This window comes from Cupriavidus sp. H39 (genome assembly GCF_050271075.1).
Taxonomy (GTDB): domain Bacteria; phylum Pseudomonadota; class Gammaproteobacteria; order Burkholderiales; family Burkholderiaceae; genus Cupriavidus; species Cupriavidus necator_B.
In genome coordinates this window covers 1,820,422-1,840,933 of sequence record NZ_CP189846.1, presented here as the reverse complement: position 1 = coordinate 1,840,933, position 20,512 = coordinate 1,820,422, and the positions used below count along the sequence as shown (strand labels likewise).

At 68.7% G+C, this 20,512-nt stretch carries 8 protein-coding genes; 1 reads left to right on the top strand and 7 read right to left on the bottom strand.

The window, feature by feature from the left end:
* Window positions 1-49: 49 nt before the first annotated feature.
* The 3 genes from ACOCMH_RS08655 to oxlT form a co-directional block, all read right to left on the bottom strand.
* Window positions 50-1,237: an alpha/beta hydrolase gene (locus tag ACOCMH_RS08655; RefSeq protein ID WP_427308408.1), complete on the bottom strand. Its 1,188-nt coding sequence runs from the start codon at window positions 1,235-1,237 to the stop codon at window positions 50-52.
* 239 nt (window positions 1,238-1,476) lie between these two features.
* Complete coding sequence (locus ACOCMH_RS08650) at window positions 1,477-2,538, bottom strand: porin (protein WP_427306531.1); 1,062 nt, start codon at window positions 2,536-2,538, stop codon at window positions 1,477-1,479.
* Window positions 2,539-2,868: 330 nt separating this feature from the next.
* A complete protein-coding gene (gene oxlT / locus ACOCMH_RS08645) occupies window positions 2,869-4,191 on the bottom strand; it encodes an oxalate/formate MFS antiporter (protein WP_427306530.1) in 1,323 nt (440 codons plus the stop codon).
* A gap of 1,025 nt (window positions 4,192-5,216) precedes the next feature.
* On the opposite strand from oxlT, the gene ACOCMH_RS08640 reads away from it, so the two are divergent.
* Window positions 5,217-6,740, top strand: a complete 1,524-nt coding sequence (locus ACOCMH_RS08640; RefSeq protein ID WP_427306529.1) for a Fic family protein — start codon at window positions 5,217-5,219, stop codon at window positions 6,738-6,740.
* 22 nt (window positions 6,741-6,762) lie between these two features.
* Here ACOCMH_RS08640 and ACOCMH_RS08635 read toward each other — a convergent pair whose 3' ends face one another.
* From ACOCMH_RS08635 to ACOCMH_RS08620, 4 genes are all read right to left on the bottom strand, one after another.
* Complete coding sequence (locus ACOCMH_RS08635; RefSeq protein ID WP_427306527.1) at window positions 6,763-17,439, bottom strand: LWXIA domain-containing protein; 10,677 nt, start codon at window positions 17,437-17,439, stop codon at window positions 6,763-6,765.
* 164 nt (window positions 17,440-17,603) lie between these two features.
* Window positions 17,604-18,407, bottom strand: coding sequence for a putative hydro-lyase (locus ACOCMH_RS08630; RefSeq protein WP_427306525.1), 804 nt, complete (start codon window positions 18,405-18,407; stop codon window positions 17,604-17,606).
* 117 nt (window positions 18,408-18,524) lie between these two features.
* A complete protein-coding gene (locus ACOCMH_RS08625) occupies window positions 18,525-19,475 on the bottom strand; it encodes a LysR family transcriptional regulator (RefSeq protein WP_427306523.1) in 951 nt (316 codons plus the stop codon).
* A 141-nt stretch (window positions 19,476-19,616) separates the two neighbouring features.
* Entirely contained in the window at window positions 19,617-20,222 is a 606-nt protein-coding gene (locus ACOCMH_RS08620) for an SRPBCC family protein (protein WP_427306521.1), read from the bottom strand.
* Between the last annotated feature and the right edge of the window lie 290 nt (window positions 20,223-20,512).

The window sequence follows — 20,512 nt, the reverse complement described above, 5'->3', positions numbered from 1 at the left end:
GTCGGGGGGGACGGCGCGCTGCCCTGTGGCCTGGTTTCTTGCGGCGCGCCTACACCATGTTTGCGCGCAGCCATGCGACGATGTGGCGGCCGGCAATGCGCTGGCCGGGCTCTTCGTCCCGGCTCAGCGCCATGCCGTGGTGATTGCCACGCACGCGCAGATGCTGTTTGCGCTCGCTCGGGATCTGGCGGTAAATCGTCTCGATATCGGCCGGAAACGTGCATTGGTCGCCGGTGTATTCCAGCAGCAGCGTGGGCTGGTGCAGGGCGCCCAGGGTCCGGTCCAGCGCCGCGTTCGACGACAGTCCGGACCAGGTCGACAGCCATGATTCCGGCGTCACCACGCGGCCGAAGCCGACGCTGCCCCAGTTCGACACGAACGGATCCTTGCCCCACAGCGATCCGGTCTTGCGGTCGGACGGATCGATCGAGATATCCCATGAACGCAGGTCCGCATCGGTGCGCCAGACCTGGAACACCGGCGCGTGCGCGGCGATGCGGCGGTCCGCATCCGAGCCGGTGCCGGCCTTGACGCGCTGCCGCGCCTCCTGCTTGGTCTTCAGCATCTGCCTGGCGCACGCATCGATGCGCGCGACGCGCTCGACCTGCGCCGCGCGGTAGCGCTCGATGAACGCGGCTGCGTATTGGCCGCGCCCGCTGGCGGCATCGAAGCCGTTGGCCGCGGAGAACGGATCCAGCGACGGATCGGTCTGCATGGGATCGTCCTCGTCGGTCACCGAGGGGTCGACGCCGCTCATCAGCAGCTTGCCCTGGCCCGGATGCGGCGAAACCAGGATCATGCCGTCCACCTCCGGCATCTGCGCCTCGGCAAGGCCGGTCGGGCGCCCGCCCGGGGTGCGGGCGATGCGCTGCCCGGGTGGCGTCTGTGCCTGCTGGTTATAGAAGGTATAGAGCCCCGCCCCGCCGGAGTTGCCCAGCAACACGATACGCGCGTAGCCCAGTTCGCGCAGGTGTGCCATGCCGGCGGCGACGTCCAGCAGCGCCAGTTCATGCTCGAGGCGCAGGTCGTTGCCGATCGAACGCGGACCCTGCACCCAGCAGGCGCAGCCGGCGTCGAGCACGAACGGCACCAGGTAGTGCGTGATCGCCATCTCGCGCGGGTGCATCAGCGATACCACGGTCTGTTCCTTGCCGGTCACGGTAAACAGGAAGCCAAGCGTGCGCTGCCCGTCAGCCGTGCCGAGTGCATAAGGCACCATCTGGTAAGGACGGGACATCAGGCGCGCATCCCATGATGCCCCCCGCATGCCTGCGGTGACCTGTCCCTTGTCTAGTTCTGTCACGATGTCTCCTGGGCTAAATGCTACGGTCTCAATAATGTAGGATTTATTTGATAGTGTGTCAAATAATGGTAAACCTTGCTTGGCCAATCGCACCGGAAAAGAAGCGGCATGCACCGCTTGGCGCGTGCCGCCAAAGTACGGCTGCGCCGCGCAGAAGATCCTGCCGTGCCGGTTCAGAAGCTGTGGCGCATGCCGATCACGGCGCCGATCTGGTTGGCGCCGGGCAGCACCGAACCGTCAAACCCGTTCGCCCCAAGCGCCGAGCCGCCCTTGTTCTTGGTGTAGGACGCCGTCACGTAGGCATCGGTGCGCCGCGACATGCGGTAGTCGGCCGACAATACGAACGACACCGGGTCCTTCGCCGAGGTACGGTCGTTGGTCTTGTACACGGCGCCCGTCAGCGCCAGGCTTGGCGTGATGTTCCAGTTGGCACCGGTCCAGACCAGGTCGGTGCGCGACATCGACGCCAGCAGCTGGCTCGCCAGGCGCCGGTAGCCCAGGTATGCCGTCACCGGGCCGAGATCGACTGCCGCCGCGCCGACATAGCGGCGCTCGGTCAGGCCCGCGCGGGCTGCGACATTGCCGTTGAGCTGGTCGTAGACCGCGCCAAACCGTACCTTGCCGGCCTGGTAGCTGAAGCCCGCGCTCATGTCGCGGCCGACGCGGCTGTTGCCGGGCAGCTCCGAGCCGTTGGCGACCGTGGCATCGACGCCGAAGCTGTACAGCCCCGCCAGCGTCAGGCCGCCGAACTTTCCCGAGTACTTGGCCGCGTTATCGACGCGGCCTGCCAGCCACGGGTCATGGCTGAAGGACGAGTACTTGGGCGCGAAATACATCGGGTCGAAGGTGATGATCAGGTCGAACATCAGGTTGTGGTGCCGGCCCAGCGTGAACTGGCCGAAGCTCGCGCTGTCCAGCCCGACATAGGCCTTGCGGCCGAAGAGGCGGCCGCCCTGCGATGCCATGCCCGTGTCCAGCACCATGCCGCCTTCGAGCACGAATACGCCCTTCAGCCCGCCGCCGAGGTCCTCCACGCCGCGCATGCCCCAGCGGCTGCCGGCGATATTGCCGGAGGTCATGCGGAACAGGTTTTCGCCCTGCCCCGCGCTGGGAACGTGGTTCAGGTATTCGACGCCAACGTCCGCCACGCCATACAGCGTGACCGATGATTGCGCATGGGCGTGCGTGGTCGCCGCCGCGAGCATGGCGCCCGCGATGGACAGGATTCGTTTCATGGCTCCTCCGGGTATGGGAAAGGCGCCGCCGGAGCCGTCTGGAGGTCTCGTCGGCGGCGTGCGGCCCTCGGGATGTGCGGGCGCGTTTTTCCACTGGAGACGCCGGCCCGCTTCTACCGCGTTATTTGAGACCGCGCCAATAATGTATTTATTTTTGACATGGTCTCAAATAATGGTTTTCCCGATGTGCGGCTAGTCATGGGGGCGGGCCCGATCCGATCGAAGCGCCCACCACAGCCCCAACAACAAAAAAAGCGGGCTTCCGAAGAAGCCCGCCCATTCTGTGCCGAAACGCCTGCGTGCCCGGCCTACGCGCCGGGTTCGCTCCACTCAGGCCGGTACTTGCGTGCCAGCCGCCGCCGTCTCCTTGGAGTACAGGCTCCTGGCCGTCGCTACGTGGCTCTTCAGCACCGGACGCAGCACCATGATGGCCAGGAAGGCCGCGGTCAGGTCCATGGCTGCCACGGTGTAGAGCACGGTAGACCAGGTGCCGGTCGCTTCCATCATCAGGTTGCCGATCGGCACGAACAGCGCGCCGATGCCCTTGGCGGTGTAGAGCACGCCATAGATCTTGCCGATGTGCTTGGTGCCGAAGGCGTCGCCGGCGAGTGCCGAGAACAGCGAGTAGACCTCGCCCCAGGCCAGGAACACCACTCCCGACAGGATCAGGAACGCGTACGGGTTGCTGCCGAAGTAGCCCAGCGCGATAATGCCCAGGCCTTCCAGCGTGAAGGCGATGACCATGGTCTTTTCGCGGCCGATGTTGTCCGAGATCCAGCCGAACAGCGGGCGCGAGATCCCGTTCATGATCCGGTCCAGCATCAGCGCCAGCGGCAGCGCGGCCATCACGAAGAAGTGCAGGTCGACCTTGAACTCCTTCACGCCCAGGTCCTTGGCGATCACGCCCAGCTGTGCCACGGCCATCATGCCGCCGGTGACGACCAGCACGAACATGACCAGCATCAGCCAGAACAGCCGGGTGCAAAGCGCTTCCTTGAGCGTGTAGTCGCGCGTGGCCTGGACCAGCTTCTGCGACGCCTTCACCTCATGCGACTTGGGCGAACGCAGGAACCACGCCGCGACGAAGGCGAGCGAACCCTGCAGCAGCCCGAAGAACAGGAAGGTGTGCTGGAAGCCCTGCGACTCGATCATCGCCGCGATCGGCAGGATGGTCGCCGCCGAGCCCGCGCCGTAGCCGCCGGCGGTCAGGCCCACGGCCAGGCCGCGGCGGTCCGGGAACCACTTGAGCGCGTTGTTGATGCAGGTGGCGTAGATCGAGCCTACCCCAAGCCCACCCACCGCCGCGCCGATGTAGAAGCCCATCAGCGTGGTCGCCTGCGAGTTGATGCACCACGCCGCGCCGATGAACACCGCGCCGAACGCGACCATCATGCGCGGCCCGAACTTGTCGATGAAGTAGCCTTCGATGGGTGCGAGCCAGGTCTGGACCAGCACGAAGACCGTGAACGCGATCTGGATGCTGGCGCGCGACCAGCCATAGGTGTCCTGGATCTCGGGGACGAACAGGGTCCAGGCGTACTGGATGTTGGCGGTGGCGATCATGCACACCACCCCCACGATCAACTGCATCCAGCGAGTACCTTCCGGGACCTGGTGATTGACGCCCAGCCCCGCTGCCGATGGATTACTCATTACGCGCTCCTTGAATCGATTGGCCATTAACGTGCGACCGGGCGGGGGAATATGCGGACGCGCTGCGCCTGGGCTTAGGGGTGGCTGCTGGCATGTCATGTCTCCTATGTCATTGGCATTTATTTGCCTCTTATAACGACGCCGACCTGAGGTCTCCGCCCTCACCTCTCGCTTATCCAGGAGCGGCGATGGGATACACAGTATGTGATATATCAAGTAAGTCAAGCGAAAGGCGGGGCAGGGTTTTCACTGAATTAATGAGAGACCTGGTTTGAGTCCGGATATTCAGGAAGAAATCGCATCGGAAGCCGCATGCATGGTTCTCCGACGCTATCAGCGGGTGACCGGAATTCCTTTACTGGCGCGGCATTGCGGCACACCACCGGAATAGATGAGGATTTTTTCTGAATGCTTCCCGGCCAGGAAATGGGATTATCATTACATTAATGTAATGATGACAAAGTTGTCATCATTACAGAATTGTCATGATTATCATGCGCCAGGACGGCCAAGTTCGGGCTAAATGCCGCCCCTAATCTATCGCCAACATAAAAAAATGCCCGCAGGCGAACCTGGCGGGCTGAGTCATGGTGCGTGACATCGGCCGCAACATGTAGTTGCAGTTATAGGCGATTATGTGAACCAATCAAATAGGGAAAATGGGTTTGGCGACTATTAATGAGCAAAACCAGAGAAAACCCTGAGCGAATTTGCCGGGGGTAGGACATGGTTATGGGAAAACCGGCCTTATTATGACAAGGCTGTCATTAAGCTGGCGTCCCGGCAGTTGCCGCGTTTCAGGATCGACGTAGACAAAACCGTCATCGGCGGCGTCCGGAATAGATGAAACAGCAAACCCGGTAGAACACCTCGTAAAGCCGGTTCACCGGTCGGCCAGCCGCCCCCACGGGCCCGCCCTCATAGACAAAATTTTTAGAACTCGGTCAGAAGTAGACATATTGGTAAGTCCTGTAGAAGCTATGGTAAGCTCCGCGGGGATCTGACCCTACTCCACCGACGCCCGTATGGCTCATGCCCCACTGGGATACGACGCCCTCGTACGCAAGTTCGGCCTGCGCGTCCCCCCGCTGCGCTGCACCTCGGCGCTGGCCGACAAGACCGGCGTGCTCAGCACGCACACCGGGCCGGACGGCACCACGCGCACGATCTACCCCCGCAACCGCTACCGCGGCGGCGACACCACGGTGGATCACCTCACCTTTGCGCTGAAAAAGGAACAGCTGGACCTGACCGTACTAGCAGCCCTGTTCGAACATACCCAGGCGGTGCAGGACATCCGCGCATGGCTGGCAGCCACGCCGAGCTCGCGCTATGCCCGGCTGAGCGCCTTCTACGCCAAATGGCTGGCCGGGGCGCAGTTCGACTACAGGCTGCCGGCCGGCGCGCCCCGGGTGCTGGCGCTGGATGAAGCGGAATACCTTACCGGCCCCTCAACGCCGGACCTGCAGTTTGGCATCCAGAACAACCATCTCGGGCCGGCGGCGTTTTGCCCGGTGGTGCGCCGGACCGAAAAGCTGGCGCGCTGGCTTGCCGCGGATCTGCCCGGCCGGGTGGGCGCGGCCATCCGGCGCCTGGAGCCGGAGCTGCTGGCGCGGGCGGTGGACTATCTCTACCTTGCCGAAACCCGCTCGACGTATTCGATCGAGCATGAGATTCCGGATAACCAGCGCGTCGCCAAGTTCCGGCGGCTGCTGGAATATGCCGGCCAGCGTGCGCCGCTGACCGAAACCCAGCTGTGCGAGTGGCAGAACGAGATCATTTCCGGGCTGCGCGCCGAATACAGCTTCCGCGACCAGCAGAACTGGCTGTCGCGCGGCGGGCGGCTGCGCAATATCGCCGACTATATTCCCCCGCCGCCCGCGCAACTGGGCGCAATGATGGACGGCATCGCCGCGGTGGCGGACCTGGTCCAGGCCCAGGCGGCAAACCCGATCGTGGTGGCGGCCTGCGTGTCGTTCGGCTTTGTCTTTGCCCACCCTTTCTATGACGGCAACGGCCGCCTGCACCGGTTCCTGATCCACCATCTGCTGCGCCAGGCCGGCGTCACGCCCGCAGGCGTGGTGCTGCCGGTGTCGGCGCGCATGCTCAAGCAGATCGATGTCTACGCCGGCCTGCTGAAGGCTTATTCGGCGCCGCGCACGGCGCTGCTGAATTACGCGCTGGATGCGGACAGCGACACCATCCTGATCAAGTCGCCGCAGCCTTACTGGCTCTATGCCTCGTTCGACGCCACCGCGCTGTGCGAATTTGTGTTCGAGTGCATCGAGCAGTGCGTCGAGCAAGACCTGGCGCAGGAGATCCAGTACTTGCGCGCGTACGACGCCAGCGTGACCCGGCTCGAAAGCTGGCTCGACCTGCGTCAGTCGCGGCTGTCGAACCTGATCGACTTGATCGTGCAGAACCACGGCGAGCTGTCGCGGCGCAAACGCAAGCTGTTCGAGGACATCACCGACGCCGAGCTGGCGCGCATCGAAGCGGTGGTGCGCGACGAGTTCGCCGACTACCTGGAGCGCCACGGCAGCGGCTGAGACGCGCGGCGCGCAACCTGCCCTATCGCGTCACGTCCAGCTCCCAACCGGGCTCCAGATGGTCCGGGTTGTCGGCCAGCCGATAGCGCGGGTTCAGGTTGATCAGTTCGCGCAGCGCGAAGTTGGCCACCTGCTGGTCCGGCGTCATCGCCTGCGCCTGCGCTTCGGCCTTCTGGCCGTCGGACAGCAGCGTGTCGAGATGCGCGCCGGCGATACCCCATAGCGTGGAGCTGGCAACCTGCCCGGGGCTATAGGGCTGCACGCGTACCGAGCCGGATGCGGGGCGCTCCTTCGGTGGCTCCTTCGGCGGCTCCTGCGGGGGCGTGCCAGGACCGGTCGGCGGCGCGGTCGACGGGCCGCCGCTGGGCGTCGGCGCCGCAGGCGGCACGCCCTTGCCCTTGTCCTCGTCCTTGAGCAGCTCCATCAGGATCTTGGCGCCAAAATTGACGATCACACCGCCGCCAAGCAGCACCAGCCCCTTGGGCATGGCGCGGCCGAAGAAATCCCATTTCTGCACCAGCCATGGCGTGACCGGCTGCTCCACGGCGTCGGGATCGGCGGCCCTGGCGAGCCGGTTTTTCTCGGTGTTGATCAGTTTCTGCTCGTTGCGCGACTGCAGGTGCGCGCCGATGCCGAACACCGCCAGGCTGCCGGCCTCGATCGCGCCGACCACGCCGCCCGTATGCACCATGTCGGCCACGGCCAGCGGCACCGCGCCCACCGAATATGCGTTCATCACGAACTTGCGCAGCCGCGCGCCCAGCAGCGCGGGCTGGGCCAGCCCGGTGTGATAACCCGCGCGGGCAGCGAAATTGACCGTGCTCAGCACCGAATTGGCGGCCAGGAACACCGCGCTGCTGTAGGTCAGCGGCTCGCCGATCTGGGTCACGCCGTGCTCGCCGAACCACAGCATGGTGTTGCCGTTGTTGATCGCGAGCGTGGCCAGCTGCAGCGAGTCGTTGACCTGGCCGGCACGGGTGTCGGGCGTCAGCATCGAGGCGCCGATGGTGCCGATCACCGCCTGCGCCTCGCGGATCTTGTCCGGGGCCTCGGGCAGGTCCTTCTTGTCGGCGTGGTGGGCGTAGGCCTCCAGCTGGTCCAGCGCCTTGGCAAACTTCTGCTGGTTCTTGTCGTTGATGCCCCACACCGCGGTGCCGGGCTTCTCGGTCAGCGTGCGGCGCAGCCAGGCGATATCGGCGGGCGCGTGGGTGCCGGCGCGCCGGATCACCTTGTTGGCATGCAAGGTGCGCCCCATCGCCACGCTGCCGCGGTAGATAAAGCAGCCGGCGCTGGTCAGCACCAGGTTGGCGCCGGTCTGCGCCGAGATCGCCGCGGCGCCGGAGGCGGCGGCGAATGTGCCGGCCGCCGACGCCGCCAGCGCGGTGCGCACCTTCCAGGGCCGCGGTCCATTGCCCCCAGGTGGCGGTGCGTTGCCGGCGGGCCCGTGCGAGATGGTGGCGCGCACCACCCCGCCCTCGCCGCCCTGGCCGCGCTGGCCGCTTTCGCTGCTCCTGGCACGCGCTGCGTCCAGCATCCGGTCCAGCATGCGGTATACGGCGCTGCCCTGCGATGCCGTCGAGCCGGTCTCGACATGGGTCAGGTCGGCCACCTTCACCGTGCCGTCCGGGAACAGCGCGAACTCCACGTCGCCCAGGTGCAAGCCGCGCGCTTTCATGGTGTCGACCAGCGCGGCGATATCGCGCGCCGACTGGCCGTTGAGCAACCCGGCATGCCCGGGCCGCATCTGGCCGGCGGCATCGAACAGGTCCTTGGTGCTGGCCGCGTAGCGCTCATAGCCGATGGCCGGGCGCCCGAACGCCTCGAACGACGCCGGCCCGAAGCTGCGCACGGTGTTCAGCCCGTGTTCGCCGGCGGCTTGCGCCATGGCAGCGCGCTCGCCGTGCACCATGTCCCCCAGCCAGGCCTCGTTGGCAATGCCCACCGCCAGGTCCTTGCCCAGCGCGAACACGGTCTTGGCGCCGCCGCTGCCCAGCCGCGGCCCAAGGTAGGTCTCGAGCCGCACCCGTTCGCGGGTGCCGTCGGGCCGGCGCAGGAACACGTTGCCGTGGTGGTCGATCTTGAAACTGTGGCCGGCGTAGGGATCGGGCTGCGGCGACAGCCGGCGCCAGCGCCCGGGCTGCGCCAGGTCGATCTGGCTCTTGGCCGGATCCCGCGCGTAGGCGCCGCGGCGCAGCGCAAACTCCGGCACCAGCACCTCGGTGCGCATCACGTCGGCCACCTGCTGCGCCAGCATGCGTCCCTGCGGGCCATGCGCGCCGTCCAGCGCCAGCACGATGGGCTGGCCGGGTTCCCAGTCGTGCGCCAGCAGGAAGGCGAGCTCATGGGCGCCGACGCCCTGTCCCTCGTCGCCGCGCAGGCCGCCCTCCGGGCGCACCGCGCCGACCACCACCAGGTGATCGCGGGGCGCGTTGACGCGCACCGCCGGCTCGCCCAGCGCCAGTTCGGCCCAGCGGTCTGGAGCGTGCTGCCATGTAGCCGGCACCGGATCGCCCGCGGCGCGCGGCGCATGCTGGCGCACCGGCTTGCCGCCGCTCGTGACCGCGGCCATCGGCAGCGCCGGCATGGCGCCGTGGAAGCGGCCGCCATCCTGCACGTGAACCGGCGCGCCCGAACCGGCCAGCGTGGCGGGATCCGCTGCCACGCGCAGGCGCGCGCCATAGGCCAGCTCGCTGCCAGGCGCGTGGAATGCATCCACGTCCAGCCGGCCGTCCGCGCCGTAGACGCGCGCGTTCAGCCCGGTGGCGAGCTCCTGCACCAGCGACACCACCCCGTCCTGCCCATAGCAGCCGTACAGCACCACCGGCATGCCTTCCTGGTAATCCGGATGCGCGCGGATGCGGTCGACCACCGCCGGCGCATCGAGCAACGGCGACGGCCCATCGCCGCGCCCGCCGCCGGCCTGCATCGCGATGCCGCCGAACAACCCTTCGGCGCGCACGGTGAAGTGCCCGGGAACCTGAGGCACCGACACCGCCACCGCCTCGTCCCCAAAGGTCTTTTGCCCCGCCTCCTGGGCGAGGTCCAGGTCCGCGCGCCCGCGCGGGAACTGCTCCAGCTGGGCCAGCACGTCGATGCGGCGCCCGTCCTGCTGGCGCACCAGCGGCAGGCCGGCGCGGAAGTCGTCGGGCAAGGCGGCGCGGATATCGCCGTGGTAGTCCGGATTGAGCGCAAAGCGTCCCGCGTGGGGCTTGTGCCCGCGCAGCGACAGCGGCACGGTGCCGATCACGCTGCGCGCATCGACCGCGCCGTGCCGCGCCGCTTCGCGCTGCGAGACGATGGCGATGCGGAAGTTGCCCCCCGCCTGCAGGGCCGGGCCCAGGTCGCGCATGGCCTGCTGCAACGACGTGAACGACGCCTCCGGCAGGCCCGCGCGCAGCGGCACCGACAGGCCTTCGCCATGGGTCACCACGTAATGCACGCCGGCCAGGCGCCCGCCGGATTGATGGATGCCGTCGACGGTGGTCTCGATGGCTGTGCGGCTCGGCGCGCTGTCGCGCACTGACCAGCTGCCATCGCGCAGCGCCGGCCGCGCGGCGGGCATGGCCGCCACTGGCTGGCTGCCGGCGTGGTCGGCATCGCCGGCATCCCTGCGCGGCATTTGCCCGCCGTGCGCGACCACGGCCTCGGCGGCCTCGGCCAGCGGCGTGCGCGCCAGCGCCGGCCCGCCCGGCAGCGGCGCGCGCGCGGCACCCGGGCCGCGCGGTTGGCCGCCGGCGGCGACGCGCCCGTACAGCGTGATCACCGCCTGGTGCACCGCGGTCGAGAAACCGTCCACCGTCGCCACCCGCTCGCGCGAGACGCCGTCGACCGCGCCCGCATCGGCGGCGGCCTGCAACACGCGGCCCAGTTCCTCGGGCCCCTGGAAGCGCTCCGGCATATTGCCCCGGCGCAGCAGCAGTGCGGAGACGGCGTAGGCGCCCCAGTTCGACACGCTGGCGGTGACCACATGGTCCACCGGCACCACCGCGGCGATATCGCTGCCGTCGAGCGCGCGGGGGATCAGCCCGCCCACCCCGCCCATGCCGGCCTCGTTGCCGCCATCGCCGACGCCCAGGGTCTCGATGCCATCGATGGCATTGGCTTCCAGCACGATCTGGTCGAGCGCCGGGTTGAAGCCGTCGATGCCGATGCCGCGCATATTGTGCTTGGTGCCGCGCGCGCTGCGCGATGGCAGCTCGATCGCCATCACCCGGTCGGGGCCGACCTCGCGCAGCAGCGCGCGCGCCGGCTCGGCCGCGCCGTCGATCGGCGCGTCGAACACGCGGATATTGTCCAGCGGCTCGCCCATCTCGCGCAGGATGCCTTCCAGGATCGGCCGGTTGGTCGAGTCGACCACATAGGTCACCTGCTTGCCGCGCAGCCGCAGCGCGCGGCCAAGCTCCGCAGTGCCCGGCGGGCCATCGGTTTCCGGCATGTCCTTGGCCACCGAGAAGCCGGTGACCAGCATCACGTTGCTGGCGTCTTCCAGCGACGCCGCGGCGCGCTCGGCACCGCCCGGCATGTAGAACTCACGCAGGCCGCGGCCGATGTAGTTGAAGCTGATGCGGTCGACCGGCGACAGGTGGCGCCCGCCGTCGATCAGCGCCAGCGCCGGCGACACGTCCGCCGCCTCACCGAATGCGGTCTTGAACACGCGGATATCCGGGCGACGCCCCATGGCGTGGGCCAGCCCGGACACCCGCGACGGCTGGCCGGTGGTGAAGACAATGGTCGGCAAGGTCTTGTCGTCGGGCACCGCCGACGGGTCCAGCGGCTGCTCCAGCAGCGCGGCGCGGTCGATCAGGCCCTGGTCGACCAGCATTTCCACGCCCTTGCGCGCCTGGTACTGCATCGGGTCGATCAGCTTGACGTCGCTGCGGCCGATGGCATCGAGCTGCTGGCGCACCAGCGTCTCGAGCGCCGGGTAGTGGGTGCAGCAGAACCACAGCGAGGTCGCGTCGGCCGGGATCTGCTCGGCGTTGATGTACTTGGCCACCAGCCCCTTGAGCTGCTCCAGCTGTGGGCCGTCGGCCAGGTGCATCAGGTTGTTGACCGCATCGGCCCACTCGGTCGCGCCGATCTCCTTGACCGTGACGCTGCCGCCGCTGGCTTCGGTCACCGCTTTCAGGTAGGCGTGCAGCTTCACCGTGCCGGGCGTGGCCACCACCACCGGCCGCGCGCCGCCCTCGGTGACGATCTTGGGCGCGGTCTGCATGATCAGGTTGACCACCTTGGCCTGGTGGGTGCCGGCCAGCGCCTCCGGGAACGCCGTGCACGCCGTGTTGCAGGCAAACAGGTCGACCGCGCCCTTGGCCTTCTGCGCCGCCACCACGCCGGCGTGGACCAGGTTCACCAGGTCGCCGCGCTCGCGCCCGCCGTAGGTGCCGGCGGCATGGTCGGTAAACGCCACCACCTGCACCGCCTTGCCGGTCATCGCATAGGTATGGCGCGCGATGTTCTGCGCGGCCAGCAGGCCGCCGTTGCTGGAGTCGAACGCGGTAATGACGATGGCGTCGTCCTGCACGCGGATGCCTAAGTCGGCCGGGTCGATGCCGTCGGGCAGGAAGCGCCGCTGGATGCCCTCGAACAGTTGCGCCATGTCGAGGCCCGCGGGCAGGCGCTCGGCCGCCTTCTGCAGCAGTTCGTAGACGCCCTTCTGCACGGTCTTGTCGTAGCCGCGCACGCTGGTGGCGCCGACCTCCAGCGTGACGCCGTCGCGCGCCTTGTGGCGCGCCATGGTGTCGAGCAGCGCGCCCACCGCTTCCGCGCTCGGCATGCCGCGGTCGTGGCCCAGCGCGCGCTGCACGCCGAAGCCGATGGCCTGCGCCGCCAGGTTGGAGTTCATGCCCGTCACCAGGTGGTCGGCGCCGACGTCGGACCAGCTGTCGGCAACCTGGTCTTCCACCGCCATGTCGCGCAGCAGGCGGTCGCGCGCGGCGCGCATGCCGGCCTCGTTGCCGTGGTCGCCCACGGCGATGGTGACCATGTCGGCCATGTCGTTGGCGTCGATCAGCAACTGGTCGAGCATGGCGTTGCCGCGCACCTGCTCGCCGTTCAGCAGCCGGTATTCGTTGTTGGTGTTGCGCCCGGCCACTTCCACCGCCACCACCGCCTGCGGCTTGTGCATCGCCAGCAGCGCGCGCGACTGGCGCCCGGCGCTGCCAAAGTCCCGGGCCGAGAAGGTCTCGACGCGCGCATTGGGCTGGTTCAGGTCCTGGCGCAGCATCTTGCGCAGCGTGCGCGCATGGGCGCGGTCGGTGACATAGACCACGTCCTTGCCCAGCGAGGCCAGGTAGGCCCCCAGCGAGGCCGCCCCGACCGGGCCGTTGGTCTCGGCGCGGCCATGGGCGGTCAGCGGGCCGGTGACGATCATCACCGAGTCCAGATCCACCAGCGCGCGCGCGGCCAGCTCGGCGCCGTAGGGCACGCCGATGTTTTCCATGCTGCCGTCGATCCACAGCACGTTGTCCAGCGGCGAGATTGCGTTCTGCCGCAGCGACAGGCGCGCGGGGGCATCGGCAGCGTCGGCATGGGCCACCGCCGCGGGGCCGTGGCTGACCGTGCGCCGCTGCACGCCGGCTTCGCCGTCGACGGTGTGGTGCCGCGGCGCGCGCGCCAGTGCCGGCGTGCCGCTGGCGGTGCGGCGGCGCGAGGCGGACACGGGCGCGTCGGCGCGGCTGCCGCCGCTGCGCTCGCCCGACTGGCTGCGGGCGGCGGACTCGGTCATGTAGCGCGCCATGGCCCGGCTCATGGCGCGGTCCATCATGCCGTGGATCACCCGTTCCTGCAGGATCGCGCCGCGCGTGACCGCCATGTCGAACGCCGCGGCGGTGCTGAGCCTGGCCGATTGCCAGGGCGTGAGCCGCTGCGGCGTGCGCAGGTCGCGCGGCGGCGCGGCGCCGCCGTCGGTCGCCGGCCTGCTGCCGTTGCTACGCTCTGGGGTCGCAGGCCTGGCCGCGCCCGGCGCGGCTTCGCCGTCCGCCTGCTTGCCGGAACGGCCGGAGTGGCCATCGGCGTCGGTGCGCGCGAGCGGCTGGCCCTCGGCGTCGCGGCCGGCCGGGCCGCGGCGCGTGGTGGGCCGCGTCGCGGCTGGCGCGCCATCGCCCTCGCGGAACGCCCCCAGCGCGTCCGGTGCCACGCCACGACCCGGACTGCCGATGCCGGCCGGGTCGCCCGCGGCGGCGCCGCGCCCACGCATGGTCGCCTGGTAGCCGTCGCGCACGGATTCGCCAATGCGCTTCTGCACGGCAAATGGCAGCATCTGCGTGGCGCCCATCAGCAGCATGGCGCCGTTCTGCAGCTTTTCCGACAGGCTCATCTCGCTGCCGTGCGCGGCGAACGTGGCGGCCTGCTGCAGGGTCTGCACGCCGCCGATGCCGAAGCCCACGCCATTGAGCACGCGGCTGGCGGTGCCGTAGTGGCCGGCGCTATGGGTCAGCATGCCGCCCGCCATCTGGCGCAGCGGGTTGGTGCTGCCGGCCAGCCGGGTGCCGGCGTTCATCGCCAGCGCGCCGGTCTTGGCCAGGCCCATGCCGCCCATGCCCGCCAGCGAGCCGGCGACGTTCAGCCACTGCGCCATCGCTTCCTGGCTGGCGAAGGGATTGACCGAGCGGCCATGGTCCGAGATATTGTCCAGCGCGGCCCACGAGGTACCGACGCCGTACCCCATGCTGCCTACCATGCCGACCCACGCCGCTGCCACCAGCGGCGTCAGCGTGCCGCCCGAGGCCACCGCCAGCACCCCGCCCGCGACCGCGCCCACCGCGGCCACGCCGAGGTTGACCCAGCCCCACACTTTCTCGCTGGTGGTGACGATGTGCGCGTCCATCGACGCATAGCCGGCATGGCCATCGCGGCCCAGCTCCAGGTTCTCGGCGAAGTACACCGTGCCCTTGTCGGACAGCAGGTTGTTCTCCTGGAAATCGCGCTTCGCGTCCAGTTCCTCCTTGCCATAGACCGCGCCCTGGTCGTCGACCCACAGGGTCTTGCCGTCCTTGCCCTCGAACGCGAACACCGCGGTCTGGTACGGCACGCCGCCTGGCCCGGTCACGTACATCGGGATGGCCTTGACGGTGGTGCCAGCGTTGGCGTCTTCGGCGATCTGCTCCTTGATCGCCTTGGCGTCGCCCTGCGGCGCGCCCAGGGCGATGGCCTCGGAGAGCCCCTTCTCGTCCGAGGCCTTCGCGCTCAGTTCTTCCTTGCGCATCGCCAGGCTGTCGAAGGTCTGGCGCAGGATCTCATCCTTGTCCAGCGCGAAGCGCTGGTTGGCTTCGTTGGCTTGCTCGGTCTGGCCATACTTTTCGCTGCCGCGCTGCACCGCGCGCTGCAGGTCCTTGTCGGCTGCGGCTGGGGTGTCGTCGCTGTCCTGCAGCGCCCGTTCGTAGGCGGCGGACAGGCCGAAGTGCCCCTTGGCCGCCGCATCCTCGGCGCCGCCGTAGATGCGGCCCTGGCGGGGACTGCCCATCTGGTTCTCATACCGCAGCAGGCGGATGTCGCCGTCGCTGCCCGCCAGCCATGCGGCGGTGCTGGTGGCGGCCGGACCGCTGCCCGGCTCGGCGTTCTGGTTGCGTGCGTAGTAGCCGGCGTCGGCGGCGTCCACCACCGCTGCCAGGCCGTGGTAGAAATCGTCCCAGTCGTTGTAGCCGGACGCCATGCTGTTGTTGCGCCCGCGCCAGTCCTCGCCGTATCCGCTGCGGACCGTGTCCAGCAGCGTGCCGGCATCCTCCTCGATCAGGTGGGGCGCCACCTGCTGCAGGTACAGCCCGACCTTGTCGGCATACATCTTCTCCTGGCCGATGATGGGCTTGCCGTCCTTGTCGGTGGTCTGGTCCTTCAGGCCCTTGTCCATTGACGCTTCGATCTGCGCCTTGAACAGGTCGCCGCTGAAGCGGTCGTTGTGGACGTCGACGTAAAGCTGGCGTTCCTCGGGCGTCTGCGCGGCATCGGCGCCGGCCTTGCGGATCTGCAGCGCGCCGGTGACGTCGCCGCTGTCCAGCTTCTGCTCGATGCCGCGGGTCATGGCGTCCACGCGCAGCGGCACCGAGCCCTCCATGAAGCCGAGCATCCGGTTCAGGCCGCTGGCGGCCTGGTCGCGCTCGGCCTGGCTGAGCTTGGGATCCTCGCTGCGCGCCTTGACCTGCTCGACGGTGTAGCCGAGCAGGCCCTTCTGGGCAACGCCCTTGTCGTAGGCGTCCCTGGCCGGGTCGGTCGCCGGCAGGTTGGCGTCCGGCACCAGGCTATCCGCGCCCAGCGACTTGAGCATGACGTAGCCGGCCGGGTTGTGCTCCATCAGCGCGCGCTCCGCCTGCGGCAGGTCGCGCGGCGTGGCCGAGTTGGGGTCGGACTTGGCTTCAGGGTCCAGCGTCAGCCCCTGCGCCTGGGCCATTGCCAGCGTGGTGGGGTCGTTCTGCGCCAGCTCGCGCTCGAAGTCGGTGGATGGCGTCAGGTGCGCCATCTCGCCGGCGATGCGCCCGCGCAGGTCGACCCGGTCGATGAGCTGGCCCATGCCGCCGTCGGTGCCGTAGCGGGCCTTCAGGTCCTGCACCGCCTGCTCGCGATAGCTGTCCGGCACCTTGACGCCCTGCCCCGACCCCAGCGCCTTCAGCTGCGCGTCGGCGTCGCTGACCTTGCTGTTGGCCTGCGTCAGGTCATACGAGCGGTCCGCCATCGACAGGCTGCGGTCGTGCGGCGCGTTGCGCAGATCCTTCAGGGCCTGGTCGGCGTCCTGCTTGTAGCCGTTGGCCGCGATCGTGTCGATCTCTTTCTGCATGGCGTCGAGGAAGCTATCCTCGGCCTGCACCCGTTCCTGCTGCGCGGTTTCAAGGGCGTCGCGCGCGGCCACCAGCTGGTCGTCGGCCTCGAGCTCGAAGCGGCGGATGCCGCCCGGGATCTTCAAATACGCGGCCTGTTCCTCGTCGACCCTGGCCGTGGCCCGCTGCGCCTTTTCCTGCGCCAGGATCACGTTGAAGCGCGCACCCTGGGTGTCACGCGCCTGCTGCGTGCCCTCGTTCTTCAGGAACTGCGTCTTGGTCTCTTCGACGTTCAGCGCGACATTGGGGTCGTCATAGCGCTTGCGGATCTCTTCGGCCTTGGCCTCGACCGCGGCCTTGACGTCCTTGCCGGTGGCCGCGGCGTTGTTGGCGGCCACGCGCAACTCGTTTTGCGCGCCGCCCATCACGTTGCCGTACTTCAGGCCCAGCGGCTGCCACTGCTTGTCGGTCATGGCGCGGCCGTCGAGGTCAGCCACGACCTTGTCATAGGCGTCCTGCGCTTCCTGCTGCCAGCCATCGGTCAGCGCCCTGGCATCGCTTTCCTTTTTCTTGCGGGCTTCCTCGGCGGGGTCGGTCTTGGGTTTCTCGGGCGCCGGCGCATCGACCTGCATCGCCTTCGGTGCCTGCACCCCGGTGGCGTTGGTGGTGTAGAGCGCGGGCGTGACGGCGACCGCTTGCGGCTTGTCGGGCTGGTCCGCGGCCTTTGCCTGCGGGTCTTGCTGCGTTGGCTGGGGCTGTTGCGCCTGCTGGGTGTTCTGGGTGTCCTGCTGGCGCTGGGTCTCGCGCGCCTCGGCCGCACGCTGGGCGCGTTCGGCGGCTTCGCGGGCGGCCCGCTCGGCAGCCTCGCGCGCGGCTTCGGCGGCGGCACGGGCCGCGGCCTCGGCGGCCGCGCGCGCGGCGGCCCGGATGGCATCCATGAAATCCAGCATGACGCAAGTCTCCTGGCGACGCCGGCGCCTGCCGGCAGGTCAGACGGTTGCCGATGCCCTGGCACGCACGGGCAGGCCGCGGGCATCATGCCCGCCGATTCTGCGCGCCGCGGCGGCGCAGGCCAACTATGGGAATTCGTAGGCCCGGAGGCTGCCCCCCCGGGCTACAGGCGGTTGTTGTCGAGATCAGTCACCAGCATGCAGCCCGGCGCGTGGGTGATGCAGATCTCGGGCCTCGCCTCGCGGATTACCGCCTGGGGCGTGACGCCGCAGGCCCAGAACACCGGGATTTCATCGGCGTCGAGCGGCACCGCGTCGCCGTAGTCGGGCGATTCGATATCCTCGATGCCGATCAGCGCCGGGTCGCCGATATGTACCGGCGCGCCATGCACGTCGGGATAGCGCGCGGTGATCTCGGTGGCCAGGATCGCATCGGCGGCCTTGAGCGGGCGCATCGACACCACCAGCTTGCCCGACAGCCGTCCCGCCGGGCGGGTCTCGATGGCGGTGCGGTACATCGCCACGTTGCGGCCCAGGTTGATGTGCTTGAGCGGCACATTGGCCGCCAGCAGCGCCTGCTCGAACGAGAACGAGCAGCCGATGGCAAAGGCGACGAAGTCGTCGCGCCACAGCTCGGTGATGCGGGTGGTCTCGTGGTAGGTCTTGCCGTCGCGGTAGACCCGGTACATCGGCACGTCGGTGCGGATGTCGACATCGTGCCCGAGGTTGCGGAACACCGGGTCGCCCGGGTCGGTCACGTCGATCAGCGGGCAGGCCTTGCGGTTGAGCGCGCAGAACTGCAGGAAGTCATAGGCCCAGTCGCGCGTCAGGATCACGATATTGGCCTGCACATGGCCGCGCGCCAGGCCGCTGGTGTGGCCGTGGTAGCGGTCCGCGCGGATCAGCTGGCGCAAGGCGGCGGGGTCTTCGGGCAGGAGCGAGGCGGCGTGCTGGAGCGGCTGGTTCATGTCGGCAGGCGGGCGCCGGGCGGCGCGAAAATCGGGTTGACCTGCCGATTCTGGGCGCCCGCCGGCGCCGGCGTCCAACAAATCTTTCGGATCGAGCGCGATAAAGGAATCCGATGACTACGAGCCCGCGTGGGCCGCCGCGGACTGCGGCTGCACCGGCACGGCCATGTCCTCGCCCACTTCGGCGCAGAACTCCGCCACCACGCCGGTGGCCAGGCTCACGATCGATTCGTTGACCTCCAGCCCGGCGCCGATGCGCCATGACGCGACGATATCCAGCGCCGGCGGATGGTTTTCCACATCCACCACCGACAGCGTGCCGTCGGCCAGTTCCTTGCGCACCAGTGCCGGCGGCACCGCGCCGATGCCGAAGCCGTCGCCGATCAGCCGCGTCATCGCCGCCACCGAGTTCACGCAGTTGATGCGCGGCGAGGCCACGCCGTTCAGGTGGAACAGGCTCAGGATGTCCTGGTGCGGGCGCGAGTTCTTGACGAAGGTGATGACGCGCTCGGCGGCCAGTTCATCGAGCGAGGCATAGGGGCGGTCACAGGCCGAGCCGGTGGCGACGATCCAGCGAATCGGGTAGCGCGCCAGCTCGATATTGCGCACCGTTTCCAGCCGCAGCAGGTCGGTCTGGAAGATCACGTCGAGATAGCCCTTCTGCAGCTGGTCGCACAAATTCAGCGCGGCATCGGCGGTCAGTTCGATCTCCAGCGCCGGATAGGCCTGCATGGCGCGCTTGACCACGGTCGACAGCCAGGTATGGATCACCGAGTCCATCGCGCCGATGCGCACGCGCCCCGCAATAGCGCGCGAGCGGTCCAGCGACTGCCGCATATGGTGCATGGTGTTCACCATCTTCTCGGCATACTCCAGCACGCGCTGGCCCTCGGGCGTCAGCGTGACGCCGCGCGAATCGCGCAGGAACAGCTTGACCCCCAGGTCTTCTTCCAGCACCGCGATGCGGCTGGAAATCGAGGCCTGCGTGCTGAACAGCTTTTCCGCGGTCAGCCGGAAGCTGCGCAGGCGGGCGACCCAGACAAAGGTTTCGAGAAAGCGCAGGTTCATGGGCGATGGGTGCGGGGCTGCCGCTCCGGCGTCGGCATGTTGAGCGACAGAATCTACGCGATGACACGTTGGCAAACAAGCGTTTGGCAGCGAGGCTCGGTACCGAGCCTCGCTGCCGCGCAACATCGGGACGCGCTGCGCTCAGGCCCCCAGCGGCGATGGCTGCGACGGTGTCGGCGCCTGGCGCGGCGGGATCAGCGCCGGACCGCGCGCGGCGTCTTCCTCCGCCTCTTGCTGCGCCGCTTCCGCCTGCGCCTTCATGCGCTGCAGCGCGGCCAGCATGTCTTCGCCCAGCGCGGCCGGGTATTCCGCGCGCGCGCCGTCGGGCACGGCCGACGGGTCCAGCCACATCTGCCAGGTCACGCGCGTGGTGCCCACGCCCTGCCCGGGCGTGGCTTGCAGCCGTCCGCGGGTATGGCTGGACAGCTTGCGGTAACTGTAGGAGTACGGGCCCTTGTCGGTCAGCACGTCGACCGCCGGCAGGCCCCCGGCCTTGTGGGACATGCGCCGTACCGTGCCCGGACTGCCGCTGCCCAGCACCACGCGGCAGTCCTTGTAGACGGTGTCCCAGTCCGGCACCGCGCAGTAGCTGCCCGCCAGCTGCCAGACCCGGACCGGATCGGCCAGCACCTCGACCGAGCGTTCCACGGGAATCAGTTGTGCCTGCGCCGGCGCCAGCCACGCGGCCAGCAACGCGGGCACGGCGAACCGCAGCGTGGACAGGGGCAGGCGGGTCAGGATCGGCATCGGCAAGGCGGCACGCGCACGGGAACAGGAATGGATGCAAGCCTAGCCGAGCGCGGCCGCGCGTGCTATTACCGAAGGCTCGTAGCCGAAGCACGGCGCCGCGCGCCAGCCTACGTATTTCCGTAGGGCCAGCGCCAACCCGCCCGCGCTGGCGCGCCGTATGCTTATGCCCGCGCGGCTCCGGCATGTTGGCAGAGCCCGGGCAAGCGCAGGCCGCGGGATCGGGGAAAACCCGCGGGCCGTGGCCTTCGCGCCACGGACCGGAACCGGCGCCAGGCCCGAATTCACGG

Bases quoted from the DNA above. Each gene is read 5' to 3' on its own strand.
- ACOCMH_RS08635 (WP_427306527.1), bottom strand. From the start codon at position 17,439: ATGCTGGATTTCATGGATGCCATCCGGGCCGCCGCGCGCGCGGCCGCC.
- ACOCMH_RS08655 (WP_427308408.1), bottom strand. From the start codon at position 1,237: ATGTCCCGTCCTTACCAGATGGTGCCTTATGCACTCGGCACGGCTGAC.
- oxlT (WP_427306530.1), bottom strand. From the start codon at position 4,191: ATGAGTAATCCATCGGCAGCGGGGCTGGGCGTCAATCACCAGGTCCCG.
- ACOCMH_RS08650 (WP_427306531.1), bottom strand. From the start codon at position 2,538: ATGAAACGAATCCTGTCCATCGCGGGCGCCATGCTCGCGGCGGCGACC.
- ACOCMH_RS08630 (WP_427306525.1), bottom strand. From the start codon at position 18,407: ATGAACCAGCCGCTCCAGCACGCCGCCTCGCTCCTGCCCGAAGACCCC.
- ACOCMH_RS08620 (WP_427306521.1), bottom strand. From the start codon at position 20,222: ATGCCGATCCTGACCCGCCTGCCCCTGTCCACGCTGCGGTTCGCCGTG.
- ACOCMH_RS08640 (WP_427306529.1), top strand. From the start codon at position 5,217: ATGGCTCATGCCCCACTGGGATACGACGCCCTCGTACGCAAGTTCGGC.
- ACOCMH_RS08625 (WP_427306523.1), bottom strand. From the start codon at position 19,475: ATGAACCTGCGCTTTCTCGAAACCTTTGTCTGGGTCGCCCGCCTGCGC.